General features: G+C 73.2%; 19 protein-coding genes. 9 read left to right on the top strand and 10 right to left on the bottom strand.

What is annotated here, in order from left to right; genetic code table 11:
* Window position 1: 1 nt before the first annotated feature.
* The 4 genes from ACFWR9_RS06950 to ACFWR9_RS06935 all read right to left on the bottom strand — a co-directional run bounded on the left by ACFWR9_RS06950 (window position 2) and on the right by ACFWR9_RS06935 (window position 5,085).
* Window positions 2–1,405 carry a lysine N(6)-hydroxylase/L-ornithine N(5)-oxygenase family protein gene (locus ACFWR9_RS06950; RefSeq protein WP_383836665.1) on the bottom strand — a complete coding sequence of 468 codons (1,404 nt, stop codon included), beginning with the start codon at window positions 1,403–1,405 and terminating at the stop codon, window positions 2–4.
* A complete protein-coding gene (locus ACFWR9_RS06945; protein WP_383836662.1) occupies window positions 1,402–1,767 on the bottom strand; it encodes a hypothetical protein in 366 nt (121 codons plus the stop codon). Before ACFWR9_RS06945 ends, ACFWR9_RS06950 begins: the two co-directional genes overlap by 4 nt.
* A gap of 389 nt (window positions 1,768–2,156) precedes the next feature.
* Window positions 2,157–4,655, bottom strand: a complete 2,499-nt coding sequence (gene pepN, locus ACFWR9_RS06940) for an aminopeptidase N (protein ID WP_383836659.1) — start codon at window positions 4,653–4,655, stop codon at window positions 2,157–2,159.
* 103 nt (window positions 4,656–4,758) lie between these two features.
* Window positions 4,759–5,085 carry a chorismate mutase gene (locus ACFWR9_RS06935; protein ID WP_122614883.1) on the bottom strand — a complete coding sequence of 109 codons (327 nt, stop codon included), beginning with the start codon at window positions 5,083–5,085 and terminating at the stop codon, window positions 4,759–4,761.
* Window positions 5,086–5,208: 123 nt separating this feature from the next.
* Between ACFWR9_RS06935 and ACFWR9_RS06930 the strand changes: the two genes are divergently transcribed.
* Complete coding sequence (locus ACFWR9_RS06930; RefSeq protein WP_383836655.1) at window positions 5,209–6,105, top strand: hypothetical protein; 897 nt, start codon at window positions 5,209–5,211, stop codon at window positions 6,103–6,105.
* Window positions 6,106–6,132: 27 nt separating this feature from the next.
* Complete coding sequence (locus ACFWR9_RS06925) at window positions 6,133–6,762, top strand: SIMPL domain-containing protein (protein WP_383836652.1); 630 nt, start codon at window positions 6,133–6,135, stop codon at window positions 6,760–6,762.
* A gap of 21 nt (window positions 6,763–6,783) precedes the next feature.
* Here ACFWR9_RS06925 and ACFWR9_RS06920 read toward each other — a convergent pair whose 3' ends face one another.
* A complete protein-coding gene (locus ACFWR9_RS06920; RefSeq protein WP_383836650.1) occupies window positions 6,784–7,506 on the bottom strand; it encodes a vWA domain-containing protein in 723 nt (240 codons plus the stop codon).
* A 180-nt stretch (window positions 7,507–7,686) separates the two neighbouring features.
* Here ACFWR9_RS06920 and ACFWR9_RS06915 point away from each other — a divergent pair, with 180 nt between their 5' ends.
* Window positions 7,687–8,607 carry a chitosanase gene (locus ACFWR9_RS06915; RefSeq protein ID WP_383836647.1) on the top strand — a complete coding sequence of 307 codons (921 nt, stop codon included), beginning with the start codon at window positions 7,687–7,689 and terminating at the stop codon, window positions 8,605–8,607.
* Window positions 8,608–8,707: 100 nt separating this feature from the next.
* Here ACFWR9_RS06915 and ACFWR9_RS06910 read toward each other — a convergent pair whose 3' ends face one another.
* The 3 genes from ACFWR9_RS06910 to ACFWR9_RS06900 form a co-directional block, all read right to left on the bottom strand.
* Window positions 8,708–10,171 carry a glutamate synthase subunit beta gene (locus tag ACFWR9_RS06910; RefSeq protein WP_383836644.1) on the bottom strand — a complete coding sequence of 488 codons (1,464 nt, stop codon included), beginning with the start codon at window positions 10,169–10,171 and terminating at the stop codon, window positions 8,708–8,710.
* Window positions 10,164–14,708 carry a glutamate synthase large subunit gene (gene gltB / locus ACFWR9_RS06905; protein ID WP_383836862.1) on the bottom strand — a complete coding sequence of 1,515 codons (4,545 nt, stop codon included), beginning with the start codon at window positions 14,706–14,708 and terminating at the stop codon, window positions 10,164–10,166. Before gltB ends, ACFWR9_RS06910 begins: the two co-directional genes overlap by 8 nt.
* A 431-nt stretch (window positions 14,709–15,139) precedes the next feature.
* On the bottom strand, window positions 15,140–15,871 hold the full coding sequence (locus tag ACFWR9_RS06900; protein WP_383836641.1) for a VIT1/CCC1 transporter family protein: 732 nt from the start codon (window positions 15,869–15,871) through the stop codon (window positions 15,140–15,142).
* Window positions 15,872–16,105: 234 nt separating this feature from the next.
* On the opposite strand from ACFWR9_RS06900, the gene ACFWR9_RS06895 reads away from it, so the two are divergent.
* Genes ACFWR9_RS06895 through ACFWR9_RS06870 form a run of 6 tightly spaced genes read left to right on the top strand, consistent with a single transcriptional unit; the run spans window position 16,106 to window position 23,252 of the window.
* The gene (locus tag ACFWR9_RS06895) at window positions 16,106–17,410 is read left to right on the top strand and encodes an ADP-ribosylglycohydrolase family protein (RefSeq protein ID WP_383836638.1); all 1,305 of its coding nucleotides are present in this window, start codon (window positions 16,106–16,108) and stop codon (window positions 17,408–17,410) included.
* Complete coding sequence (locus ACFWR9_RS06890; RefSeq protein ID WP_383836635.1) at window positions 17,407–18,666, top strand: ADP-ribosylglycohydrolase family protein; 1,260 nt, start codon at window positions 17,407–17,409, stop codon at window positions 18,664–18,666. Before ACFWR9_RS06895 ends, ACFWR9_RS06890 begins: the two co-directional genes overlap by 4 nt.
* Entirely contained in the window at window positions 18,663–19,826 is a 1,164-nt protein-coding gene (locus ACFWR9_RS06885) for an ADP-ribosylglycohydrolase family protein (protein WP_383836632.1), read from the top strand. Before ACFWR9_RS06890 ends, ACFWR9_RS06885 begins: the two co-directional genes overlap by 4 nt.
* On the top strand, window positions 19,826–21,217 hold the full coding sequence (locus ACFWR9_RS06880) for an ADP-ribosylglycohydrolase family protein (RefSeq protein WP_383836629.1): 1,392 nt from the start codon (window positions 19,826–19,828) through the stop codon (window positions 21,215–21,217). Before ACFWR9_RS06885 ends, ACFWR9_RS06880 begins: the two co-directional genes overlap by 1 nt.
* Window positions 21,199–22,431 (top strand): CaiB/BaiF CoA transferase family protein, encoded by a 1,233-nt coding sequence (locus tag ACFWR9_RS06875; protein ID WP_383836626.1) that lies wholly within the window; start codon window positions 21,199–21,201, stop codon window positions 22,429–22,431. The genes ACFWR9_RS06880 and ACFWR9_RS06875 overlap by 19 nt, the downstream gene beginning before the upstream one ends.
* Window positions 22,428–23,252, top strand: a complete 825-nt coding sequence (locus ACFWR9_RS06870; RefSeq protein WP_383836623.1) for an HpcH/HpaI aldolase/citrate lyase family protein — start codon at window positions 22,428–22,430, stop codon at window positions 23,250–23,252. Before ACFWR9_RS06875 ends, ACFWR9_RS06870 begins: the two co-directional genes overlap by 4 nt.
* Before the next feature lie 86 nt (window positions 23,253–23,338).
* On the opposite strand, the gene lgt is transcribed toward ACFWR9_RS06870, so the two are convergent.
* Window positions 23,339–24,355 carry a prolipoprotein diacylglyceryl transferase gene (gene lgt / locus ACFWR9_RS06865; RefSeq protein WP_383836620.1) on the bottom strand — a complete coding sequence of 339 codons (1,017 nt, stop codon included), beginning with the start codon at window positions 24,353–24,355 and terminating at the stop codon, window positions 23,339–23,341.
* Between the two features lie 111 nt (window positions 24,356–24,466).
* A complete protein-coding gene (locus ACFWR9_RS06860; protein ID WP_383836618.1) occupies window positions 24,467–25,240 on the bottom strand; it encodes a DsbA family protein in 774 nt (257 codons plus the stop codon).
* Window positions 25,241–25,348: the final 108 nt, after the last annotated feature.

Here is a 25,348-nt window from a genome sequence, read left to right as displayed (position 1 = left end):
CTCAGACTCCGTCCACCAGGGGGGTGAGCGCCCGGGGCCGGCACGCGGACGGGATCTGGGGCCGTCCGCTCTCCAGGCCGAAGGTGGTGAAGGCGGTGCGGCCGGGCAGGGGGTACGGCTCCTGCCCGGTCAGGTCGTTGAGGATGGTCGCGCTGCGCCAGGCGGCGAGGCCGAGGTCGGGCGCGCCCACCCCGTGGGTGTGCGTCTCGGCGTTCTGGACGTAGACGGAGCCGTTGACGCAGGGGTCGAGCAGGAGGCGGAACCGGTCGTCGACGCGGGGGCGTTCGCGGCTGTCGCGCCGCATGTAGGGGTCGAGGCCGGCGAGGACGCGGCCGAGGGGGCGCTCGCGGTAGCCGGTGGCGAGGACGACGGCGTCGGTGGTGAGGCGGGAGCGGGTCTTCTGCTGGGCGTGCTCCAGGTGGAGCTCGACCTTGGTGGTGGCGACGCGGCCGGCGGTGCGGACGTGCACACCGGGGGTGAGGACGGTGTCGGGCCAGCCGCCGTCGAGGGTGCGGCGGTACAGCTCGTCGTGGATGTCGGCGGTCGTGTCCGCGTCGATGCCCTTGTGCAGCTGCCACTGGGAGGCGACGAGGCGGTCGCGGACCGGTTCGGCCAGGCCGTGGAAGTAGCGGGTGTAGTCGGGGGTGAAGTGCTCCAGGCCGAGCTTGGAGTACTCCATGGGCGCGAACGCCTCGCTGCGGCCCAGCCAGTGCAGGCGCTCGCGGCCGGGGGGACGGTGGCGCAGCAGGTCCAGGAAGATCTCCGCGCCGGACTGGCCGGTGCCGATGACGGTGACGTGCCCGGCGGCGAGGAGTGCGTCGCGGTGGTCGAGGTAGTCGGCGGCGTGCAGGACGGGCACGCCGGGCGCGTCGACGAGGGGGCGCAGCGGGTCCGGGACGTCGGGCTCGGTGCCGACGCCGAGGACGACGTTGCGGGTGTGGGTGCGGCCGAGGGCCTCGGCCTCGCCCTCCGCGTCGAGCTGGGTGTAGTCGACCTCGAACAGGTCGCGTTCGGGGTTCCAGCGGACGGCGTCGACCTGGTGGTGGAAGCGGAGCGAGGGGAGGCTCTCGGCGACCCAGCGGCAGTAGGCGTCGTACTCGGCGCGCCGGATGTGGAAGCGTTCGGCGAAGTAGAAGGGGAAGAGGCGGTCTCTGGCCTTGAGGTGGTTGAGGAAGGTCCAGGGACTCGCCGGGTCGGCGAGGGTGACCAGGTCGGCGAGGAAGGGCACCTGGACGCGCGCGCCGTCGATGAGCAGGCCGGGGTGCCAGTGGAAGGCGGGGCGCTGGTCGTAGAAGACGGCGTCGAGACCGGCGAGGGGGTCGGCGAGGGCCGCGAGGGAGAGGTTGAAGGGGCCGATACCGATGCCCACGAGGTCACGGGGTGCGTCGGACGCGGTGTCGTTCATCGCGGAGCGGGTCCTTTCGGGGAGGTTTCCACGGGGGTGCGGCCGGCCAAGGCGAGGGCCTTGGCGGGGGCACGGGTGGCGCGGGCGGGCAGCTGCCCCTGCCGGGCGGCACACAGGGGCCGCGCGGGGTCGGCGGCACCCTCGGCGAGCACGGTGACCGGGGCGCGGAGCGCCACGAGGCCGCCCCGGTCGGCCGGCATCTCGCCGGCCGCGCTGACACCCCGGGCAAAGACGGCGCCGGCGCTGCCGAAGAGCGGCGGGCAGCCGTGGGCGGCCGCGGCGACGAGCTGGGCGCACGGCACGGCGCCGGAGGGCGACGGGCAGTCGTAGGCGGCCGAGCCGGCAAGCCGGGCGCACGGCACAGCCCCGGAAGACGACGGGCAGTCGTAGGCGGCCGAGCCGGCAAGCCGGGCGCACGGCACAGCCCCGGAAGACGACGGGCAGTCGTAGGCGGCCGAGCCGGCAAGCCGGGCGGGCGGCACGGCGCCGGAGGGCGACGGGCAGTCGTAGGTTGCCGTCGCGGCGGGCCGGGTGCGCGGCGCCGCGGTGAGCGGTGTGGCGGGCGCGGGCCACAGGGCGTTGGTGCCGTGCGGGCCCGGGGTGGGGGCGGGAGGCCCATGGGCTGTCCTCCGGGACTGGGAGCTCCAGCTTGGACGCGAATGCGTGACTACGCCCGGACAGCCCAACGATCACACCCGAAAGGGTGTACGCCCGCGGCCGGTTCCCCGGGAAGGACCGGCCGCGTCGGGGATCAGCTCGGGTCCGCCTCCCGCACCCGCAGCGCCCGGGCCAGGTCGTCCAACTGGTCGGCGAGCTTGCGGCGCAGGGCGGGGATCGGACCGTCGCCGGCGAGGCAGTCCCGGCCGAGGCGCAGGTTGGCGTCGTCGACGGCGTGGCCGGGGAAGGCCCAGCGGCCGGCGGCGTCGGCGATGGCGGGGCCGCGGCGGGCGGCGACCGCGACCGCCTCGGCGTAGTAGCGCGGTACGTAGTCCCGCACCAGGTCGGCCTGTTCGGGCTGCCAGAAGCCCTGGGCGGTGGCGGTGAACAGGTAGTTGGAGAGGTCGTCGGTGGCGAACATGGCCTCCCAGGCCCGGCTCTTGGCCTCGGCGTCGGGCAGCGCGGCGCGGCAGCGGGCGGCGCCCTCCTGGCCGGTGGCGCTGGGGTCGCGGGCGAGTTCGGCGGCGATGGCGTCCTCGCCGGTGGCGCCGAGGACGGCGAGGCGGGTGAGGATGCGCCAGCGCAGCTCGGGGTCCAGCTCCGGGCCGCCGGGCACCGTGCCGTCGGCGAGCCAGGCCGCGATGGTGTCGGGGTGGGCGGCGGTGGCGATGCGGTGGCGTACGGCGATGAGGCGCAGCCCGGGGTGGTCGCCGTCCTCGGTGCGGCGGATGAGGTCGCGGCACAGCTCGGCGAGGGTGGACAGCGCTGCGGGCCGCCGCTCGGCAGTGACGTACCGGTCGGCGACCTGGCCGGCGGCGAAGGCGAGGACGCCGTCGACGAGGGCGAGGTCGGTCTCGTACGGGAGGTGGGCGCGGGCGATGTCCAGGTAGGTGCCGGCGGGAAGTTCGCCGTCGCGCACGGCGTCCCGCAGGGCGTTCCAGACGACGGCCCGGGTGAGAGGGTCGGGCAGTCCGGACAGACCCTCGCGGACGGTCCGGAAGGACTCGGCGTCGAAGCGGACCTTGGCGTAGCTCAGGTCGCCGTCGTTGAGGACGACCAGGGCCGGGAGCTTGCCGACGGGCCGGGGTTCGGCCTGGGGCAGGTCGACGTCGAGGCGTTCGCGCAGGGTGAGGCGGCCCTCGTCGTTCAGGTCGCGGTCGTAGACGCCGACGGCGACGCGGTGGGGGCGGCTGCCGGCGCGGTCGACGGCGAGGAGGCGGCCGCCGTTGTCGCCGGTGACGCGCGGGGTGAGGGTGTCGACGCCGGTGGTGCGCAGCCAGGCGTCGGCCCAGGCGTGGACGTCGCGGTCGGTGGCGGCGGCGAGGGAGTCGATGAAGTCGGCGAGGGCGGCGTTGCCGAACTTGTGACGCTCGAAGTGGATGTTGATGCCGGCCAGGAAGTCCTTCTCGCCGAGCCAGGTGACGAGCTGGCGCAGGGCGGAGGCGCCCTTGGCGTAGGAGATGCCGTCGAAGTTGAGCAGGGCCGAGGCGGTGTCCTCGACGTTCTCCGGGGCGACGGGGTGGGTGGAGGGGCGCTGGTCGGCGTCGTAGCCCCAGGCCTTGCGGGTGACTCCGAAGTCGGTCCAGGTGTCGGTGAAGCGGGTGGCCTCGGCGGTGGTCTGGTAGCCCATGTACTCGGCGAAGGACTCGTTCAGCCAGATGTCGTCCCACCACCGGAGGGTGACGAGGTCGCCGAACCACATGTGGGCCATCTCGTGGGCGATGACCATGGCGCGGGTCTGCCGCTGCGTCTCGGTGACCGCGGACCGGAAGACGAACTCGTCGCGGAAGGTGACCAGTCCGGGGTTCTCCATGGCGCCGGCGTTGAACTCGGGGACGAACGCCTGGTCGTAGGAGTCGAAGGGGTAGGGCTCGGTGAACTTCTCGTGGTAGCGGTCGAAGCAGGCGCGGGTGACGTCGAGGAGTTCACCGGCGTCCGCGTCGAGGTGGCGGGCGAGCGAGCGGCGGCAGTGGATGCCGAAGGGCAGGCCGCGGTGCTCGGTGCGCACGGAGTGCCAGGGGCCGGCGGCGACGGCGACGAGGTAGGTGGAGATCAGCGGGGTGGTGGCGGCCTTCCAGTGGCCGTCGCCCGTGTGCTCGGTGACGCCGTTGGCGAGCACGGTCCAGCCCTTGGGGGCGGTGACGGCGAGGTCGAAGACGGCCTTGAGGTCGGGCTGGTCGAAGGCGGCGAAGACGCGCTGCACGTCGTCCAGGAACAGCTGGGTGTAGACGTACGTCTCGCCGTCGGCGGGGTCGGTGAAGCGGTGCATGCCCTCACCGGTGCTGGAGTAGCGCATGGCCGCCTCGACGCGCAGCTCGTGCTCGCCGGGCGTGAGGTTCTTCAGCGCCAGCCGGTTCTCGTCCAGGGCGGCCGGGTCGAGGGGTTGTCCGTCCAGCGTGACGGTGCGCAGCTCGGCGGGCCTGACCTCGACGAAGGTGTCCGTGCTGTCCGTGTCGGCGCGGACGGTGAAGCGGATGACGGTGCGGGAGTCGAAGGTCTCGTCCCCACGGGTCAGATCGAGGCCGATCGCGTAGTGGTGGACGTCGAGGAGCCGGGAACGGGTCTGCGCTTCGTCGCGCGTCAGTACGGACATGCACGACATGCTGCCTGATGCCGTCGGCACGGCACAGGGGCGGTTCGGTACGCGGAGAATGTCCGGCGCGCGCCCCCGTGGGCGGGGGGGCGCGGTCGCCGGGTCAGCCGGAAGCCGAACTCTCCGCGATGCGCTCGTGGTGGTGGATCACCTCGGCGATGATGAAGTTCAGGAACTTCTCGGCGAAGGCCGGGTCCAGCTTGGCGCTCTCGGCGAGGGCGCGCAGCCGGGCGATCTGCTTCGCCTCACGGGCCGGATCTCCGGGCGGCAGCTGGTGGCGGGCCTTGAGGTGGCCGACCTGCTGGGTGCACTTGAAGCGCTCGGCGAGCATGTGGACGACGGCCGCGTCGATGTTGTCGATGCTGTCCCGCAGCCGGGCCAGTTCCTCGCGGACGGCGGGGTCGACGGCATCGGTGTTGCTGGTGGTCATGGGCGCCCACCCTACGGGCGCGGCGGCCGCCGTCGCAGACCGTCTCAGGCGCTGAACGCCGTACAGTCGTCGTGAGGGTCCTCTTGGAGTGGACACGGGGCTCAGGCGTCTTGGGGGTCGGGCGTGGCGAACGGCGGACCGGTCGAGCACGGCTTCCCGCACCTGGAGACGGTGCGCGAGGCGGTCACCGCGGTGTACAGGCGGCTCTCGTACGACGGCGTGCGGACCTTCTCCGCCAGTGTGGCCCCGGCCGACGTGGCGTTCTGCGACACCGACGACCTGTATCTGGGCACGCAGCGGGTGGCCCACGAGCTGGTGCGGCACTACCGGCTGCCTGACGCCCGCATGATCGTCTCCTTTCGCGAGATGACGCACGCGGCGAACGTGGAACTCACGGCGGGCCCCGAGTACTTCATCGAGCTGAACGACCGCTTCCGCACCCATCGCCGGGACATCGGCGCGGCCCTCGCGCACGAGGTGATGCACGTCTACCTGCACCGTCTCGACCTGGCCTTCCGCGGCACCCGGGACAACGAGATCCTCACCGACACCGCGACGACGTACCTGGGCGCCGGCTGGCTGCTCCTCGACGCCTACCGGGAGGACTCGGCGTCCTCGCAGAAGCTGGGCTATCTGACCCCGGAGGAGTTCGGGTACGTGCTGGCCAAGCGGGCGCTGGTGTTCGGCGAGGACCCGTCGGTGTGGTTCACGAGTCCGCAGGCGTACACGGCGTACGGCAAGGGCATGCAGCGGGCCCGCCAGGACGAGCAGCAGCCGCCGCTCACCGCGGCCGGCTGGGCGGGCCGCCGCCGCTACGCGCGGGACCGCCGCCACGCCCAGGACGCGCACGCCGCGGGCCCGGCCGCGGAGGGCCCGTACCGCTTCACCCCGCAGGAGCACGGACCGCTGCGGGTGTCGTTCCCCTGCCCGACCTGTCACCAGCGGATCAGGGTGCCGGTGCGCGGCCGCGTGCGGGCGCGGTGCGGGCTGTGCCGGACGGTGCTGGAGTGCGACACCTAGCGGGGTGCGCGGTGCTTCAATGCCGGTATGACAAAGGCCATCGAAGAGCCCTGGGGGATCAGCGTGTCCGGCACCGGCACGGTGCGGGCCGAACCCGGACTCGCGCGGGTACAGCCGGCGGTGGACGTGCTGGAGCCGTCACCGGAGCGCGCGTTCCAGCAGGCGGGGGCGGCCGTGTCGCGGCTGCGGGAGGTCCTGCGCCGGCACGGCGTACCGGACGCCGCGGTCTCCGGCTCCCGGCTCGGGCTCAGTTCGGAGTACGACGGTCACGGGGGTGAGCGGACGCTCCTCGGCTACCGGTGCCAGGCCTCCTATTCGGTGGAGACGCGGGCGCTGGACGGTCTCGAACAGCTGATCGTGGACATGGTGGACGCGGGCGCCCACCGGATCGACGGCGTCGAGTTCGACGTGCTCGACAAGCAGGCGCTGCGGGACGAGGCACGGCGCCGGGCGGTGGCCGCCGCCCGGCGCAAGGCCCAGGTGTACGCGGAGGCGGCGGACGTGCGGCTGGGTCCGGTGCTGCACATCCAGGACGTGGAGGCGGAGCCCTTCGCGCACTTCCGCGCGGCCACGGCCGGCGGCGGGTCGGGCGACCTGGCGCCGGGCACGGTGGAGGTGTCGGCGGAGGTCCTGCTGGGCTTCTCGCTGCGGCACTGACCGCGCGCCGCCGCCCGTCCGTTACGGCCGTACGATGCCCTGCGCGCGTGCGGCCACCAGCCACTTGGGGAACTCGCCCACCAGCCGGTCGTACAGCTCGGCGTCGGTCACCTTCCGCGGGTCGCGGCCCGCGTGGAAGAACCCGGCGTTGTCGACGACCCGCTTCTGGGGCACCGCCAGTTCGTCCAGCTTGCGCAGGTACTCGAACTGCCGGCTGTCCGGGTCGCCGAAGCCGACGAACTGCCAGAACAGCGGCAGCGGCGCGGCCTTGCACAGGTACCGTTCCGCGGCGAGCCGGTTGATCGGGCCGCCGTCGGTCTGGAAGACGACCAGGGCGGGGTGGCGGGCGCCGCTGTCCAGGTAGTGGTCGATGACGGCGTCCATGGCCAGGTGGTAGCTGGTCTTGCCCATGTGCCCGAGCCCGGCCACGATCCGCTCGATCCGGCCCCGGTGGTCGGCGAGCGCGATCTCGGTGACCGCGTCCACGTCCGTGGAGAAGAACACCACCGGCACGGTGCCGTCGTCGTCGAGGTGCGCGGAGAGCCCGAGCACCCGGTCGGCGAGCGCCTGCACGCTGCCGTCCTTGTAGTACGGCTTCATCGACCCGGAGTAGTCGACGACCAGGTACACCGCCGCCCGCGTCGCCTCCAGCCCGTGCTTGGTGAGCGACACCCCGGCGCTCTTGTACAGGTCGACCAGCGCGGGCGCCGTCTCCCGCACCTTGGTGAGACTGATCGCGGCCATCCGGACTCCCCCGTCACCCCTGACGTACGGCTACTGGCTGCCGAGGTTACGGCACCGCGCACCCCGCCTCCGGGAGCGTCCACCGGCATTCGCTATTTTGTTCGCCGCCGCCCCCACCGGCGGTGACGGCCACGATCACGGCGCTCAGGGCGCCGTACCCACAGGCGGAGGTTTCCCGCGATGAGACGTGCCGGTGTGCTGCTTCTGGCGGCCGTTCCCGTGATCGCCGCGGGGGTGTACTCGGTGGTGCCGGCGAACTCTGAGAACACTGATGACACCGCGGACACCGCGACCGCCGCGGCCACGGCCACCGCCCCGTCGTCCCGCGAGAACGCCAAGGGCCGGGCCGAACAGGAGCGGGCGGCGGACGACGCGCTGATCGCCGTCCTGCCGCCGGGACTCGCCGCGTCGGACAAGAAGGAGCTGGCCCAGCAGCTGGTGTCCAGCGCCGAGAACTCGACCACCGCGTGGCGCACCGCGTACGGCACCATCGAGGACCTCGGGGACGGCGACGGGTACACCGCGGGCATCATCGGTTTCTGCACCGGCACCCACGACCTGCTCGCCCTGGTCGAGCGCTACACAGAGGCCGACCCGGACAACGGCCTGGCCGCGTACCTGCCCGCCTTGCGCGAGGTCGACGGCACCGACTCCCACGAGGGCCTGGACCCGGGCTTCACGGCGGCCTGGCGGGCGGAGGCGGAGGTCCCCGCGTTCCGCGAGGCGCAGGAGGAGGAGCGCGACCGCGTGTACTTCGAACCGGCGGTCCGGCTCGCCAAGCTGGACGGCCTCGGCACGCTGGGTCAGTTCGTCTACTACGACGCGATGGTCTTCCACGGCCCGGACACGGGCGCCGAGGGCTTCTACGGGCTGCGCGAGCGGGCCATGGCCCAGGCGAGGACGCCCGCCCGGGGCGGCTCCGAGAAGGAGTACCTGGGGGCCTTCCTGGACGTCCGCCGCCAGGCCATGGAGGCCAGGCGTCCGGGCATCGACACCTCCCGCGTCGACACCGCCCAGCGCCGGTTCCTGGCGGCCGGGAACCTGAAGCTTCAGACGCCGCTGGAGTGGGAGGTGTACGGGGACGCCTACCGGGTGCCCTGAACATGCGACGGCGCCTGCCCATGGTCCGGTCGGGGACGGGGCAGGCGCCATCTGTGTTCCGCACGCCTTTGTGCGGGACGTTCTTCGGTTGTTCCGTCCGTCAGACCACGAGTGCGCGGTCCGTCGGGCGGATCGGGGCCGGCAGGTCGCTGTCCCCGGTCAGGAAGCGGTCGGCGCCGCGGGCGGCCGAGCGGCCCTCGGCGATCGCCCAGACGATGAGCGACTGTCCGCGGCCGGCGTCACCGGCGACGAACACACCCGGCACGTTGGTCTGGAAGTCGGCGTCCCGGGCGATGTTACCGCGTTCGTCCAGGCCCAGGCCGAACTGGTCGACCAGACCGTTCTCCTTGTCCGTGCCGGTGAAGCCCATGGCGAGGGTGACCAGCTGGGCGGGGATCTTGCGCTCGGTGCCCGGCTTCGGGGTGAGCTTGCCGTCGATGAACTCGATCTCGCTCATGTGCAGCCACTGGACGTTGCCGTCCTCGTCGCCCTCGAAGTGGGTGGTGGAGACGGCGTAGACCCGCTCGCCGCCCTCCTCGTGGGCGCTGGTGACCTTGTACAGCATCGGGAACGTCGGCCACGGCTGGCGCACCGCGTCCCGCTCCTCGCCCGGCCGGGGCATGATCTCCAGCTGGGTGACGGAGGCCGCGCCCTGGCGGTGGGCGGTGCCCACGCAGTCGGCGCCGGTGTCGCCGCCGCCGATGACGACGACGTGCTTGCCCTCGGCCGAGAGCGGCGGGGCGACGTAGTCACCCTCCTGGACCTTGTTGGCCAGCGGCAGGTACTCCATGGCCTGGTGGATGCCCTGGAGCTCGCGGCCGGGGACCGGCAGGTCGCGGGCGGTGGTGGAGCCGGCGGCGATGACGACGGCGTCGTAGCGCTTCTTCAGGTCGGTGGCCTTCAGGTCGCGGCCGATCTCGACGCCGGTGCGGAAGCGGGTGCCCTCCGCGCGCATCTGCTCTATGCGGCGGTTGATGTGCCGCTTCTCCATCTTGAACTCGGGGATGCCGTACCGCAGGAGCCCACCGACGCGGTCCGCGCGCTCGTAGACGGCGACCGTGTGGCCGGCCCGGGTGAGCTGCTGGGCCGCGGCCAGGCCGGCCGGGCCCGAGCCGATGACGGCGACGGTCTTGCCGGACAGGCGCTCCGGGATCTGCGGGGCGACGTCTCCGGTCTCCCACGCCTTGTCGATGATGGAGACCTCGACGTTCTTGATGGTGACCGCCGGCTGGTTGATGCCGAGCACACACGCAGACTCGCACGGCGCCGGGCACAGGCGGCCGGTGAACTCCGGGAAGTTGTTGGTGGCGTGCAGGCGCTCCTGCGCGGCCGACCAGTCCTCGCGGTAGGCGTAGTCGTTCCACTCGGGGATCAGGTTCCCGAGCGGGCAGCCGTTGTGGCAGAACGGGATGCCGCAGTCCATGCAGCGGCTGGCCTGCTTGCTGATGATCGGCAGCAGGGAGCCGGGGACGTAGACCTCGTTCCAGTCCTTGACGCGCTCCTCGACCGGCCGGGACTTGGCGACTTCGCGGCCGTGGTTGAGAAAGCCCTTGGGGTCAGCCATTGGTCGCCGCCTCCATCATCTTCTCGGTGATCTCGGTCTCGGAGAGACCGGCTCGCTCGGCGGCGTCCTTGGCGGCGAGCACTGCCTGGTACGTGCTGGGGATGATCTTGCTGAAGCGCTCCGCGGCGGCGGACCAGTCCGCGAGCAGCTTCTCGGCGACCGTGGACCCGGTCTCCTCGGCGTGCCGGCGCACCACGTCGTGCAGCCAGTCCCGGTCGGCGTCGTCCAGGGCCTGTACGGCGTCGACGTTGCCGGCGTTGACGTTGTCGGGGTCGAGGTCGATGACGTAGGCGACGCCGCCGGACATGCCGGCCGCGAAGTTGCGCCCGGTCTCGCCGAGGACGACCGCGTGGCCGCCGGTCATGTACTCGCAGCCGTGGTCGCCGACGCCCTCGGAGACGACCAGCGCGCCGGAGTTGCGGACGCAGAAGCGCTCGCCGACCTTGCCGCGCAGGAACATCTCGCCGCCGGTGGCGCCGTAGCCGATGGTGTTGCCGGCGATGGTGGAGTACTCGGCGAGGTGGTCGGCGCCCCGGTCGGGACGGACGACGACCCGGCCGCCGGAGAGGCCCTTGCCGACGTAGTCGTTGGCGTCGCCCTCCAGGCGCAGCGTGATGCCGCGCGGGACGAAGGCGCCGAAGGACTGGCCGGCGGAGCCGGTGAAGGTGATGTCGACGGTGTCGTCGGGCAGGCCCGCGCCGCCGAACTTCTTCGTCACCTCGTGGCCGAGCATGGTGCCGACCGTGCGGTTGATGTTGCGGATCGCGACCTGGGCGCGCACCGGGGCGGCCTGGGTGGCGTCCGAGGCGGACAGCGCGTCGGAGGCGAGCTTGATCAGCTGGTTGTCGAGCGCCTTCTCCAGGCCGTGGTCCTGTCCGGTGGCCTGGTGGCGCACGGCGCCCTCGGCCAGTGCGGGCACGTGGAACAGCGGCTCCAGGTCGAGGCCCTGCGCCTTCCAGTGGTTGACGGCGCGCGTGACGTCGAGGGTCTCGGCGTGGCCGACGGCCTCCTCGATGGAGCGGAAGCCCAGCTCGGCGAGGATCTCGCGGACCTCTTCGGCGATGAACTGGAAGAAGTTGACGATGTACTCGGCCTTGCCGGAGAACCGCTCGCGCAGCACCGGGTTCTGGGTGGCGATGCCGACCGGGCAGGTGTCCAGGTGGCAGACGCGCATCATGACGCAGCCGGAGACGACGAGCGGCGCGGTCGCGAAACCGAACTCCTCGGCGCCGAGGAGCGCGGCGATGACCACGTCGCGGCCGGTCTTGAGCTGGCCGTCGGTCTGCACGACGATGCGGTCGCGCAGGCCGTTGAGCAGCAGCGTCTGCTGCGTCTCGGCGAGGCCCAGCTCCCAGGGGCCGCCGGCGTGCTTCAGCGAGGTGAGCGGCGAGGCGCCGGTGCCGCCGTCGTGGCCGGAGATGAGGACGACGTCCGCGTGCGCCTTCGAGACACCCGCCGCGACCGTGCCCACGCCGACCTCGGACACCAGCTTGACGTGAATCCGCGCCTGCGGGTTCGCGTTCTTGAGGTCGTGGATCAGCTGGGCGAGGTCCTCGATGGAGTAGATGTCGTGGTGCGGCGGCGGCGAGATCAGACCGACGCCGGGGGTGCTGTGCCGGGTCTTGGCGACCCAGGGGTACACCTTGTGGCCGGGCAGCTGGCCGCCCTCGCCGGGCTTGGCGCCCTGGGCCATCTTGATCTGGATGTCGTCCGCGTTGACCAGGTACTCGGAGGTGACGCCGAACCGGCCGGAGGCGACCTGCTTGATCGAGGAGCGGCGCGCGGGGTCGTACAGGCGCTCCGGGTCCTCGCCGCCCTCACCGGTGTTGGACTTGCCGCCCAGCTGGTTCATGGCGATGGCGAGGGTCTCGTGCGCCTCCTGGGAGATGGAGCCGTACGACATGGCGCCGGTGGAGAAGCGCTTGACGATCTCGGAGACGGGCTCGACCTCGTCCACGGAGATCGGCTCGCGCCCGCTGGTGAAGCCGAACAGGCCGCGCAGCGTCATCAGGCGCTCGGACTGCTCGTTCACGCGCCCGGTGTACTGCTTGAAGATGTCGTACTTGCCGGAGCGCGTGGCGTGCTGGAGGCGGAAGACCGCCTCCGGGTCGAACAGGTGCGGCTCGCCCTCGCGGCGCCACTGGTACTCGCCGCCGATCTCCAGGGCGCGGTGGGCCGGCGCGATGCCGCTGGCCGGGTACGCCTTGGCGTGGCGGGCGGCGACCTCCTTGGCGATGACGTCGATGCCGACGCCGCCGATCTTGGTGGCGGTGCCGTTGAAGTACTTGGCGACGAACTCCTCGTCGAGCCCGACGGCCTCGAAGACCTGGGCGCCGCGGTAGGAGGCGACGGTGGAGATGCCCATCTTGGACATGACCTTGAGGACCCCCTTGCCGAGGGCGTAGATCAGGTTCCGTATGGCGGGCTCGGGCTCGCCGTCTGCGGCCTGCAGGAAGGTGCCCGCGCGGACCAGGTCCTCGACGGACTCCATCGCCAGGTACGGGTTGACGGCGGCGGCGCCGAAGCCGATGAGCAGGGCGACGTGGTGGACCTCGCGGACGTCGCCGGCCTCGACCAGCAGGCCCACCTCGGTGCGCTGCTTGGTGCGGATGAGGTGGTGGTGGACGGCCGCGGTGAGCAGCAGCGACGGGATCGGGGCGTGCTCGGCGTCCGAGTGGCGGTCGGAGAGGACGATCAGGCGGGCGCCGTTCTCGATCGCGGCGTCGGTCTCGGCGCAGATCTCCTCTATGCGGGCGGCGAGTGAGTCGCCGCCGCCGTGCACCCGGTAGAGACCGGAGAGGGTCGCGGCCTTGAAGCCGGGCATGTCGCCGTCGGCGTTGATGTGGATGAGCTTGGCCAGCTCGTCGTTGTCGATCACCGGGAAGGGCAGCAGGACGCTGCGACAGGAGGCCGCCGTCGGGTCGAGGAGGTTGCCCTGCGGGCCCAGCGAGGAGCGCAGGGAGGTGACCAGTTCCTCGCGGATGGCGTCCAGCGGCGGGTTGGTGACCTGCGCGAACAGCTGGGTGAAGTAGTCGAAGAGCAGCCGGGGGCGCTCGGACAGCGCGGCGATGGGCGAGTCGGTGCCCATGGAGCCGATCGGCTCGGCGCCGGCCTTGGCCATCGGCGCGACGAGGACGCGCAGCTCCTCCTCGGTGTATCCGAAGGTCTGCTGGCGGCGGGTGACCGAGGCGTGGGTGTGCACGATGTGCTCGCGCTCGGGCAGGTCGGACAGCTCGATCTCGCCGGCCTCGATCCACTCGGCGTACGGCTTCTCCGCCGCGAGCTGGGCCTTGATCTCGTCGTCCTCGATGATGCGGTGCTCGGCGGTGTCCACGAGGAACATGCGGCCGGGCTGGAGGCGGCCCTTGCGGACGACCTTCGCGGGGTCGATGTCGAGGACGCCGACCTCGGAGCCGAGGACGACGAGGCCGTCGTCGGTGACCCAGTAGCGACCCGGGCGCAGGCCGTTGCGGTCGAGCACGGCGCCGACCTGGGTGCCGTCGGTGAAGGTGACGCAGGCGGGGCCGTCCCACGGCTCCATCATCGTGGAGTGGAACTGGTAGAAGGCGCGCCGGTCCGGCTGCATGGAGTCGTGGTTCTCCCACGCCTCCGGGATCATCATCAGCACGGAGTGCGGCAGCGAGCGCCCGCCGAGGTGCAGCAGCTCCAGGACCTCGTCGAAGGAGGCGGAGTCCGAGGCGTCCGGCGTGCAGACCGGGAAGATCCGCTCCAGGTCCGACGACGAACCGAACAGGTCGGAGGCGAGCTGGGACTCGCGGGCCTGCATCCAGTTGCGGTTGCCCTTGACCGTGTTGATCTCGCCGTTGTGCGCGACGAAGCGGTACGGGTGGGCGAGCGGCCAGCTCGGGAAGGTGTTGGTGGAGAACCGGGAGTGCACGAGCGCGATCGCGGAGGCGAAGCGGCGGTCGGACAGGTCCGGGAAGAACGGCTCCAGCTGGCCGGTGGTCAGCATGCCCTTGTAGACGATGGTCCGCGCGGACAGCGACGGGAAGTAGACGCCGGCCTCGCGCTCGGCGCGCTTGCGCAGCGCGAAGGCGTGGCGGTCGAGGGCGATGCCCCGCGACTCCCCGTCCGTCACGAAGATCTGGCGGAAGACCGGCATGGTCGAGCGGGCGGTGGCGCCGAGCATCTGCGGGGCGACCGGCACCTCGCGCCAGCCGAGGACCGTCAGGCCCTCCTCGCCCGCGATCGTCTCGATCCGCGAGACGGCGTCCTCGGTGCCGTCCACCGGCAGGAAGGCGATGCCGACGGCGTACGACCCGGCCTCGGGCAGCTCGAATCCGGCCACCTCACGGAAGAACGCGTCCGGCACCTGGGAGAGGATGCCCGCGCCGTCGCCCGAGTCGGGCTCGGAACCGGTGGCGCCTCGGTGCTCCAGGTTGCGCAGCACGGTGAGTGCCTGGTCGACCAGGGTGTGGGACGCCTCGCCGGTGAGAGTGGCGACGAAACCGACGCCGCAGGCGTCGTGCTCGTTGCGGGGGTCGTACATACCCTGCGCAGCAGGGCGAGCATCCATGAAGGACCAGTTCTGGCCACTCGCGGAATGCTGGGACGGCTGGCGCGGCGTACGCATCGGCTCTCCCGTCGTCGTCATCTGGCATGTACAAGTGCCGAGGGACGACGTTGGCCCTCTGCGGTTTCGGTACAAAATTTGGTGCAGGTTACATGATGGAGCGGTTCTCGGTAAACGGGACAATCCATTCCAACATGCGGACACCGGGGGCTGCGGCGGGGGTACCGCGCCCGGCGGTGGAAGCTATGGAAGACCGAAGCGCACAGATCGATGTCCGTCGGCCCGAAGGCGTGGAAAGAGCGTCGTCGCTCGCCCCACGGGTGCGCGGCCGGCCTCGTTGCCCACAGCGCTTACGGCTCATGCCCGGAGATTACGTGCTCGAAACCAGCGAGTAACGGCTACTTATGCGGCCCCTCGCATAAGTTCGAGCCGGGCTATCCTACGGCCGTTCCGAACAGGCTGCCCAGGACGTACGTCACACCGGCCGCGGCACCGCCGAGCGCGAGCTGCCGCAGTCCGCTGTACCACCAGCTGCGCGCCGTCACCTTGGCCACCACGGCCCCGCACAGGAACAGTCCGGCCAGCGAGAGCAGCACCGCGGGCCACAGCGCACCGGCGCCGAGCAGGAACGGCAGCACGGGCAGCAGGGCGCCCAGGGCGAAGGAGCCGAAGGACGACACGGCCGCGACCGTGGGCGAGGGCAGGTCGCCGGGGTCGATGCCCAGTTCCTCGCGGGCGTGTATCTCCAGCGCCTGCTCGGGGTCGCGGGACAGCTGCCGGGCCACCTCGCGCGCGAGCCGCGGTTCGACGCCGCGGGCCTCGTAGAGCGCGGCCAGCTCGGCCTCCTCGTCCTTCGGGTGCTTTCTCAGCTCCCGGCGCTCCACGTCCAGCTCGGCCTCGACCAGTTCGCGCTGCGAGGCGACGGAGGTGTACTCGCCGGCGGCCATCGAGAAGGCACCGGCGGCCAGGCCGGCCATGCCCGTCAGCACGACGGCCTGCTGGCTCACCGCGCCGCCGGCGACGCCGGTCATCAGGGCGAGGTTGGAGACCAGGCCGTCCATCGCGCCGAAGACGGCGGGGCGCAGCCAGCCGCCGTTCACGTCGCGGTGGGTGTGGTTGTCGCGGTGCGCCTCGTGCAGCGGCGCCTCGGTCTCGATGATGGCCATGAGGGGTCCCCCGGAGAGCTAGTTTGGATCGATTCTACTTTTCAACAATACCTAATCTACGCCGATCATTTCCGCTCCGCCAGCAAGGAAAGGCTGCGCTTACCTGCGGTTTTACCTCTCCGCGCTCATTCGTGATCTTGCCCGCACAGATGTCGACCGGGTGACGCTGAGCCCGGTGAGGCTGCGGTGCGCACCGCACCGGGGACAGATGCGCAAAGGGAGAGGAGAGGCCGCATGGCATCCACCGCCTGCATTCCCCCGGTCCCCGCGCCCCAAGGCGCCGTCGGACTCCGCGAACGGGCCCGGGGCGCGCTGCTCGGACTGGCCGTCGGGGACGCCCTCGGGGCGCCGGCCGAGAACATGAAGCCCTCGGAGATCCGCGCCCGGTGGGGCCGCATCACGGGGTACGTGGCCGAGCGGCCGGCGGGTACCGACGACACCGAGTACGCGATCTTCTCGGGCCTGCTGCTCGCCCGGTACGGCGCCGCGCTCACGCCGGTCCACGTGGAGACCGCCTGGCACGAGTGGATCGCGGACCGGGAGGAGGGACCGTTCCGGGGCGCGGGCTTCAGCGAACGCGGCACCCTGGAGAACCTGCGCCGGGGGCTCGCCGCCCCGATCTCCGCCCAGCACCGCCACGCCTGGAGCGACGGGCTCGCGATGCGGGCCGCCCCGCACGGCGTGTTCGCGGCCGGCCGCCCCGCCGAGGCGGCCCGGCTGGTCGCGATCGACGGCTCGGTCAGCCACGACGGCGAGGGCATCTACGGCGGCCAGGCGGTGGCGGCGGGTGTCGCGGCGGCGATGGCGGGGGCGGCGCCGGTCGCGGTCGTGGCCTCCGCGCTGGCCGTCGTACCGGACGACTCCTGGACCGCCCGCTGTCTGCGCCGCGCGATGACGGCGGCCCATCGCGGCGAACGCGCGGTCCGCTCCGCGGTGGTCATCGGCGGCTACCCGTGGACCGACCTGGCACCCGAGGCGGTGGCCCTCGCCTTCGGCGCGTACGCGGCGGCCGACGGTGACTTCACGGACGCGGTGCTGACGGCCGTCAACATGGGGCGCGACGCCGACACCACGGCCGCGGTGGCGGGCGCCCTGGCCGGCGCCACCCACGGTGTCGCCGCCATCCCGCCCGCCTGGGCCGCGGCCATCGGCCCCGCCCGCGGCACCTGCCTGCCGGCGATCGCCGACCACCACGTCCTGGAGGTGGCGGACCTGCTGACGGGCGGGGCGGAGGGGGTGGCGCGGGGGGCGTGGGCAGTACCGGGGGACGCGCGGCGGCCGGCACGAGATCCGGAACGGGTCCCCGGGGGACGCGAAGAGGCGACGCGCCGGTCCCGCCCCGAAAACCCACGCGCCTCTCTCCCACCCCGCGACACCACCCTCCCCGACAACCGGCCCCCGCCAGACCCCGACCCGTCCGCACCCGTGCCGACCGCCGAGACACCGAAGGCACCCCGGACTCCGCAAGCCGCACCGCTCACAAGCCCGCCCGACCGGGGCGCCCCCGCGCCCGAGGCGGGGGCGGAGGTGTGGTCGTGACCGGGGGCCGGCCCGTCGTGGGGACGACGGTCACCACCGCGTACGTCGAGGCGCCCGGAGAGTCGGGGCCCGCCGGGATGGGACAGCGCCCCGGGCCCGAGGCCAGGGTCTCCCGTGCGGTGCCGGGACGCGACCGGGTCGAGGGGCTGCTCCTCGGTCTGGCCGCGGGGGACGCGGCCGGCTGGCCCGCCGCCCGGCACCGGGCCGCCCGGATGCCGGAGTGGACGCGCCGGCTCACCCGCGAGCTGGACACCTTCGCCGAGCAGAACGCGACCACCACCCTCCCCGTCCCCATCGCCCTGAACCAGCCCCCCGAGCCGCTCCGCCTCGGCCCCTCGGACGACGCCGAGTGGGCGGCGTTCGCGGCGGAGGCACTGCTGCGGGCCGGCGACGACAGCGTGCTCGGGGACCTGAGCCGGGACCGCCGGATGCGCGCGGCGATCGACCTGACCTGGAACGCCGTCGCCAGCGAGGTGGCCGCGGCGACGGAACGCGCCCCCGAGACCGAGTCGGCCGTACTGCCGCTGCGCGCCCGCATCTCGGTGCGGGCCGGGCTCGGCAACCTCGCCGCGGGCCTGCGCCCGCCCGCCACCGGCCACGACAACCCGCACTACTTCGACGACGCCGCCTGCGTCCGGGCCTGCGTCCTCGCCGTCGCCCACCCGGGCGACCCGCGCCTCGCGGCGGACCTCGCCGAGTTCGACGCCCGCTACACCCAGGACGGCGACGGCGTGCACGGCGCACGGGCGATGGCGGCGGCGCTGGCCCGCGCCCTCGACGGCGCCGACGTGGACACCTGCGTGGCGGCCGCCCTCGCCGAACTCCCCGAGGGGACGGAGATCGGCCGCAACGCCCGCCAGGCACTGGCCCTGGCGGCGGACGCCGAGAGCACTTTCGCCCTCGTCCCGCTCCTCGAACACCAGATCGTCGACCACGTCTACAGCTACGGCATCGCCGCCGCCGAGACCGTCCCGGTCGCCCTCGCCCTGGCCACCGCCGCCCGGGGCGCCCTCGCGGAGGCGGTCCCGGCGGCGGCCTGTCTGTCCAGGGTCGCGGACTCCGCCCCCGCGCTGGCGGGCGCCCTCACCGGCGCCCTGGGCGGCGGCGCCTCGGTGCCCGCGTCCTGGCGGGACACCTGCCGCACCCTCCCCGGCTGCGTACTGCCCAGGCTCACCGGCACCGACCTCGTCGAACTCGCCGGACTCCTGCACGCCACGCAGCCGACCCGACCCGAAGACGGAGGACGTAGGACATGACAGACCGCACCTCGCGGACCGGCACTGCGACCCTGGACGAGCGCGTCACCGGCGCCCTCGTCGGCGCGGCCGTCGGCGACGCGCTCGGCGGCCCGGTCGAGGGCTACTCCCCCGAGCAGATCCTCGAACGCCACGGCGGCCGGATCCACGGCGTCGTCGGCCCCTGGAACGGCGACGACTGGCGCACCGCCCGCCCCCTCGCCCCGTACCACAAGGGCGACGGCCACGTCACCGACGACACCCTGATGACCCACGCGCTGGTCCGGGTGTACGGCACGGTCCGCGACCACCTCGACGCGTACGCGGTCGCCGAGCACCTGGTCCCGGACCTGATGACGCACCCCCGCTGGATCCCGGAGCTGGAGGCCGAGGCGCTCCCGCTGCAGCGGATCTTCCTCGCGGAGAAGTGGCTGGTGGCGCGGGTCCACTACGGCCACGTGGACCCGCGCGAGGCGGGCACCGGCAACATCGTCAACTGCGGTGCCGCGATGTACATGGCCCCGGTCGGCCTGGTCAACGCCGCCCACCCGGCGGGCGCGTACGCCGAGGCCCTGGACGTCGCGGGCGCGCACCAGTCGTCGTACGGCCGGGAGGCGGCCGGTGTCTTCGCGGCGGCGGTGGCCGCGGCGTGCGCGCCGGGGGCGACGCCGGACTCGGTGGTGGCCGCCTGTCTGTCCCTGGCCAAGGACGGCACGCGGGCCGCGATCGAGGCGGTCTGCGACGTGGCCGCGAGGTACTCGGACTTCGAGTCGGCGCTGGCCCCGCTGAGGGAGGCGGTCACCCCGTACGACACGGTGGGCCCCGACTACCGCGCGCCCTCGCTGGGCGCCCGCCGCCCGTCCCGGCTGCACGCGATCGAGGAACTGCCCGTCGCCCTCGGCATGCTCCTCGTCTCCGGCGGCGACTTCCGGCGCGCGGTGCTCGGCGCGGTCAACTACGGCCGCGACTGCGACTCCATCGCCACGATGGCGGGCGCGCTGGCGGGGGCGCTGGGCTCACCGGTGCCGGAGGAGTGGGCGAAGCGGGTCGGGGAGGCCAGCCGGCTGGACCTGTGGGAGCCGGCCGCGACGCTGACCGCGGTCGCCCGGGAGGTCTTCGAGCGGGACCTGGTGCGGCGCCGCGAGCACGAGCGGGCGTTCGGCGCGATCGGGGGCCCGTGATGCTCCGGCTGACCTGGGTGCAGCCCGAGGACCTGATCGGCCACGAGCTGTGCCAGGCGGCCCTGGAGGGCCGCGACGCGTCGGCGGTCGCCGCCCGCTGGGAGGCGGCGGGCGGCGGATCGGCCCCCGACCGCGCGGGCGCGTCCCCTCGGCCCGCCTCCCGCCGCCTGCGTCTTCTGGCGGAGGAGCTGCTGGACGACCTGGCCGGACTGGCGAACCCGACCGCCGACGCCGAACCGACGGACCTCGACCGGATCAAGGCCCTGTGCCCCGACTGGCCCGCATCCAGGCCCCCGGCCGCACCGCCGCCCCCGTCCGGGTCCCCGGCCCGGCTGGAGGCCGCCTGGCTGGGCCGGGCCGCCGGCTGCCTCCTCGGCAAGCCCGTCGAGAAGCTCCCGCTGGCCGGCATCCGCCGCCTCGCCCGCGCCACCGGCAACTGGCCCCCGACCAACTACTTCACCGCCCGGGGCGTCCCCGAGGACCTCGCGGCCGCCCACCCCTGGAACCGCCGCTCCGCAGCCACCTCCCTCGCCGAGAACATCGACGGGATGCCCGAGGACGACGACCTCAACTACCCGCTCCTGAACCTCCTGCTCCTCCAGCGCCACGGCAGGCACTTCACCACCGCCGACGTGGCCCGCGTGTGGCTCGACGAACTCCCCGCCGGCCGCACCTTCACCGCCGAGCGTGTCGCCTACCGCAACCTGCTCTCCGGCCTGGAACCACCCCACACCGCCCACCACCGCAACCCCTTCCGCGAGTGGATCGGCGCCCTGATCCGCGCCGACGTGCACGGCTGGACCAACCCCGGCGACCCGGCCGCCGCGGCCGAGCAGGCACACCGCGACGCCGCCCTGACCCACACCGCGAGCGGCGTGCACGCGGCCATGTTCGCCGCGGCCGTCATCGCCACCGCCGCCACCGGCACCCACGACGTCCACACCTGCCTGCGCACCGGCCTGAAGGTCGTACCGCCCGGCTCCCGCCTGTCCGCAGCCGTACGCCACGCCGTCCACCTCGCCGGGACGCACGCCGGTTTCGACTCCGTCGTGGACGAACTGCACGCCCGCCACTCCCCCACCCACCACTGGGTGCACGCCGTGCCCAACACCGCCCTGATCGCCGCCGCCCTCACCCACGCGGACGGCGACTTCACCGGCTCGGTCTCCCGCGCGGTCTCCGGAGGCTGGGACACCGACTCCAACGGCGCGACCGTCGGCAGCGTCGCCGGACTCCTCGCCGGCTCCCCCGCCGCCCTGCCCGAGCACTGGACGGGCCCGCTGAAGAACCGCCTGGCCACGTCGGTCGGCGACTTCGACGGCACCGGCTTCGACACCCTCGCCCATCTCACCCACCGGGAGGCCACCCGCCCATGTCCCAGCCCGCCGTGAACGCCGTCCCCGGCTCCGTCACCGCCGCCTCCGCCCCGCTGACCGGCCTGCGGGTCCTCGACCTCGCCACGCTCTTCGCGGGCCCGCTCGCCGCCACCATGCTCGGCGACTTCGGCGCCGAGGTCGTCAAGGTCGAACACCCCTCCCGGCCCGACCCGTCCCGGGGCCACGGCCCGTCCAAGGACGGCATCGGCCTGTGGTGGAAGATCCTGGGCCGCAACAAGCGCACGATCACCCTGGACCTGTCGAAGCCCGCCGGGCGCACCACCCTGCTCCGCCTCGTCTCGACCGCGGACGTCGTCATCGAGAACTTCCGTCCCGGCACGCTGGAGAAGTGGGACCTGGGCTGGGACGAGCTGTCCGCCGTCAACCCGCGCCTGGTCCTGACCCGGGTCACCGGCTTCGGCCAGTTCGGCCCGTACGCGCGCCGCCCCGGCTTCGGCACCCTCGCCGAGGCCATGAGCGGCTTCGCCGCGATGACCGGCGAGCCGGACGCCCCGCCGACGCTGCCGCCGTTCGGGCTCGCCGACTCGATCGCCGCGCTGGCCACGTCGTACGCCGTGATGACCGCGCTGGCCGCACGCGAGCGCACCGGCGAGGGGCAGGTCGTCGACATGGCGATCATCGAGCCGATCCTGACCGTGCTCGGCCCGCAGCCCACCTGGTACGACCAACTCGGCCACGTCCAGCCGCGCACCGGCAACCGCTCGCAGAACAACGCCCCGCGCAACACCTACCGCACCGCCGACGACACCTGGGTCGCCGTGTCCACCTCGGCCCAGTCGGTCGCCGAGCGGGTGATGCGCCTGGTGGGCCGCCCGGAACTGATCGACGAGCCCTGGTTCGCGTCCGGCGCCGACCGGGCCCGGCACGCCGACGTGCTGGACGCGGCGGTCGGCGACTGGATCGCCCGGCACAGCCGCGCCGACGTGCTCGCCGCCTTCGAGAAGGCCGAGGCGGCCGTCGCGCCGGTCCAGGACGTGCGGGACGTGATGACCGACCCCCAGTACCAGGCGCTCGACACCGTCACCACCGTCGACGATCCCGAGCTGGGCCCGCTGCGTATGCAGAACGTCCTCTTCCGGCTCTCCGCGACCCCGGGCGCCATCCGCTGGGCGGGCCGCCCGCACGGCGCGGACACGGAGGAGGTGCTGACCGAGCTGGGGCTCACCCCGGCGGACGTGAAAGAGCTGCGTGAGGAGGGCGTCGTATGACCGCACCCCCGCTGACCTGGCTGTACGCACCCGGGGACCGGCCCCGGGTGGTCGCCAAGGCACTGGCCGCCGGAGCCGACGTCGTGGTGGTCGACCTGGAGGACGCGGTCGCCCCGGACCGCAAGGACTACGCCCGCGAGGCCACCGCGGAAATGCTCACCGAGCCGCAGCCGGTGCCGGTGCACGTGCGCGTCAACGCCCTGGACGGCCCGCTCGCCGCCGCGGACCTGAGGGCGCTGGCCGCGCTGCCGGGGCTGTCCGGCCTGCGGCTGCCCAAGGTGACGTCCCCCGAGCAGATCACCGGCGTCGCGGCGGCCACCGGCGGCCCGCCCCTGTACGCGCTGCTGGAGACGGCCCTGGGCGTGGAGCGGGCGTACCCGATCGCGGCGGCCCATCCGGCGCTGCGCGGCATCGCCCTCGGCGAGGCGGACCTCCGGGCCGACCTGGGCGTGCTCGGGGACACCGGCCTCGACTGGTCGCGCTCGCGGGTGGTCGTGGCCGCGCGGGCGGCCGGCCTGGCACCGCCGTCGCAGACGGTGCATCCGGACACCCGGGACCTGGAGGGCCTGGCGGCGTCCTGCGCGCACGGCCGCGCCCTGGGTTTCCTCGGCCGGGCAGCGATCCACCCCCGCCAGCTGCCGATCATCGAGCGGGCGTATCTGCCGACCGAGCGGGAGCTGGAGGAGGCGGAGACGATCGTCAAGGCGGCCAGCGTGCAGCCGGGCGCGCAGGCGCTGCCGGACGGCCGGTTCGTCGACGCGGCGGTGGTGGCGACGGCCCGGCGCACCCTGTCGCTGGCCCGGCGGCCCGTCCTGTCCTGACACGGATCCTGATACGGATCCTGATACGGACCGAGGGCGCCCGGTGGAGTTCCGGGCGCCCTCGGGGGGTGTCGTACGGCGGGCCGTCAGCCCTTCTTGGCGGAGTCGGCGCCGTCCTTCACGTCCCGCGCGTCGTCCGCGTCGCCGTCCGCCTCGTCCGGGCTCTTGGCGTCGTCCTCGGTGGCACCGGACCCGGCGTCCTCACCGTCGGTGTCCGCGTCCGCCTTTGCGTCGTCCCCGGCGGAGCCTTCGGAGTCGTCCGAGCCGTCGGCGCCGTCGGAGGGGTCGGCACCGGGCTCGACCACGGCCTCCCGGCCTGGACGCGACCGCGCCGAGAGCACCATGTAGACCACGGCGAGCAGGAAGACGAACAGCGCCGTCCAGTTGTTGAGCCGCAGGCCCAGGATGTGGTGGGCGTCGTCGACGCGCATGTACTCGATCCAGAACCGGCCCGCGCAGTAGGCGGCGACGTACAGGGCGAACGCCCGTCCGTGGCCCAGCCTGAAGCGGCGGTCCGCCCAGATGACGAGCGCGGCGACACCGATGCACCACAGCGACTCGTACAGGAACGTCGGGTGGTACGTGCCCGGCACCCGCCCGTCGGCCGTCGAGGTGATCTCCACGGCCCACGGCAGGTCGGTCGCCTTGCCGTACAGCTCCTGGTTGAACCAGTTGCCCCAGCGGCCGATGGCCTGCGCGAGGGCGATGCCGGGGGCGACGGCGTCGGCGTACGCGGGCATCGGGATGCCCCGGCGGCGGGCGCCGATCCAGGCGCCCAGCGCGCCGAACGCGATCGCGCCCCAGATGCCGAGGCCGCCCTCCCAGATCTTGAAGGCGTCGACCCAGTCACGGCCCTCGCTGAAGTACAGCTGGTAGTCCGTGATCACGTGGTAGAGCCGGCCGCCGATCAGGCCGAAGGGGACGGCCCAGACCGCGATGTCGGCCACCGTGCCCGGCCGCCCGCCCCGGGCGATCCAGCGGCGGTTGCCGAGCCAGACCGCAACGAAGACGCCGATGATGATGCAGAACGCGTAGCCGCGCAGCGGGACGGGACCGAGGTACAGCACCCCGCGCGACGGGCTGGGAATGAAGGCAAGTTCCATGGCAGGGTCGACGCTACCGTGTCGGACGGGAGGCGCGGCGGGCAGCCCGGCTACGGGTCCGTAACGAGCGCGCGGATCCCGGCGCGCGGGCACACCCCACCGCTGCCCGCCCTACTTGTTGGCGTCCTCCACCATCTGCTTCAGCTTCGCCGGGGTCATCGACTGGTCCTGGTAGATGTTCGTGCCGTCCAGCAGCACGGTCGGAGTGCCGCTGAAGCCGCCGTTCAGGAAGGCCTCGTTGGACTTCTCCACCCAGCTGTTGTGCCTGCCGTTCTTCACGCACTCCTGGAACAGGGTGGTGTCGAGGCCGTCGACCTTGCCGGCCAGGTCGATCAGCCGGTCCTCGTCGGCGAAGGCGTCTTCGCTCTCGGGCGGCTGGTTGGTGAACAGCACGTCGTGGTACGGGGTGAACTTTCCGGCGTCCTGGGCGCAGGCCGCGGCGTTGGCGGCCTTGCGGGAGCCGGTGCCGCCCATATTGCCGTCGATGATGGTCGCCAGGTGGTACTCGACCTTGAGCTTTCCGGCCTCGGTCAGCTCGTGGATCGTGTCGCGGTACGCCAGCTCGAAGGCCTTGCAGGCCGGGCAGCGGAAGTCCTCCCAGATGGTGAGCGTCGACTTGGCGCCGTCCTCACCGACGGGGATCGCGAGGCCGTCCTTGCCCTGCGCGCCCGAGGGCGCCACGACCGGTCCGGCCGACTCGTTGCCGTCGTCCTTGCCCGCGTTGGCGGCGACCACGCCGATCACCGCCGCGAGCCCGAGGACGCAGACCACGCTCGCGCCGACGATCAGCGCGCGGCGGCGCTTGTCCCTGGACCTGTGCTTCTCGCGCTCGGCCGCCAGCTTCTCCCGGGCGGTGCGCTTTCCGTGTCGGTTCTTCTCGCTCACACCCCGCAGAACGAACCGGGGGGGGGGGGGGGCGCCCCCCCCGCCCCGCGCGCGCCCGCCCACGGGGCCCAGGTAGCTAGGCGCGCGGGGCGCCGGGCGCGCCCCCCC

The sequence above is a fragment of the Streptomyces sp. NPDC058534 genome, assembly GCF_042717365.1.
Taxonomy (GTDB): domain Bacteria; phylum Actinomycetota; class Actinomycetes; order Streptomycetales; family Streptomycetaceae; genus Streptomyces.
The sequence above is the reverse complement of the archived record's forward strand: the minus strand, read 5'-3'. Positions and strand labels throughout refer to the sequence as shown.

Coding starts and splice junctions, on each gene's coding strand:
- ACFWR9_RS06950 (WP_383836665.1), bottom strand. CDS start 1,405: ATGAACGACACCGCGTCCGACGCACCCCGTGACCTCGTGGGCATCGGT.
- pepN (WP_383836659.1), bottom strand. CDS start 4,655: ATGTCCGTACTGACGCGCGACGAAGCGCAGACCCGTTCCCGGCTCCTC.
- ACFWR9_RS06935 (WP_122614883.1), bottom strand. CDS start 5,085: ATGACCACCAGCAACACCGATGCCGTCGACCCCGCCGTCCGCGAGGAA.
- ACFWR9_RS06925 (WP_383836652.1), top strand. CDS start 6,133: ATGACAAAGGCCATCGAAGAGCCCTGGGGGATCAGCGTGTCCGGCACC.
- ACFWR9_RS06920 (WP_383836650.1), bottom strand. CDS start 7,506: ATGGCCGCGATCAGTCTCACCAAGGTGCGGGAGACGGCGCCCGCGCTG.
- ACFWR9_RS06915 (WP_383836647.1), top strand. CDS start 7,687: ATGAGACGTGCCGGTGTGCTGCTTCTGGCGGCCGTTCCCGTGATCGCC.
- ACFWR9_RS06910 (WP_383836644.1), bottom strand. CDS start 10,171: ATGGCTGACCCCAAGGGCTTTCTCAACCACGGCCGCGAAGTCGCCAAG.
- gltB (WP_383836862.1), bottom strand. CDS start 14,708: ATGGATGCTCGCCCTGCTGCGCAGGGTATGTACGACCCCCGCAACGAG.
- ACFWR9_RS06900 (WP_383836641.1), bottom strand. CDS start 15,871: ATGGCCATCATCGAGACCGAGGCGCCGCTGCACGAGGCGCACCGCGAC.
- ACFWR9_RS06895 (WP_383836638.1), top strand. CDS start 16,106: ATGGCATCCACCGCCTGCATTCCCCCGGTCCCCGCGCCCCAAGGCGCC.
- ACFWR9_RS06885 (WP_383836632.1), top strand. CDS start 18,663: ATGACAGACCGCACCTCGCGGACCGGCACTGCGACCCTGGACGAGCGC.
- ACFWR9_RS06880 (WP_383836629.1), top strand. CDS start 19,826: ATGCTCCGGCTGACCTGGGTGCAGCCCGAGGACCTGATCGGCCACGAG.
- ACFWR9_RS06875 (WP_383836626.1), top strand. CDS start 21,199: ATGTCCCAGCCCGCCGTGAACGCCGTCCCCGGCTCCGTCACCGCCGCC.
- ACFWR9_RS06870 (WP_383836623.1), top strand. CDS start 22,428: ATGACCGCACCCCCGCTGACCTGGCTGTACGCACCCGGGGACCGGCCC.
- lgt (WP_383836620.1), bottom strand. CDS start 24,355: ATGGAACTTGCCTTCATTCCCAGCCCGTCGCGCGGGGTGCTGTACCTC.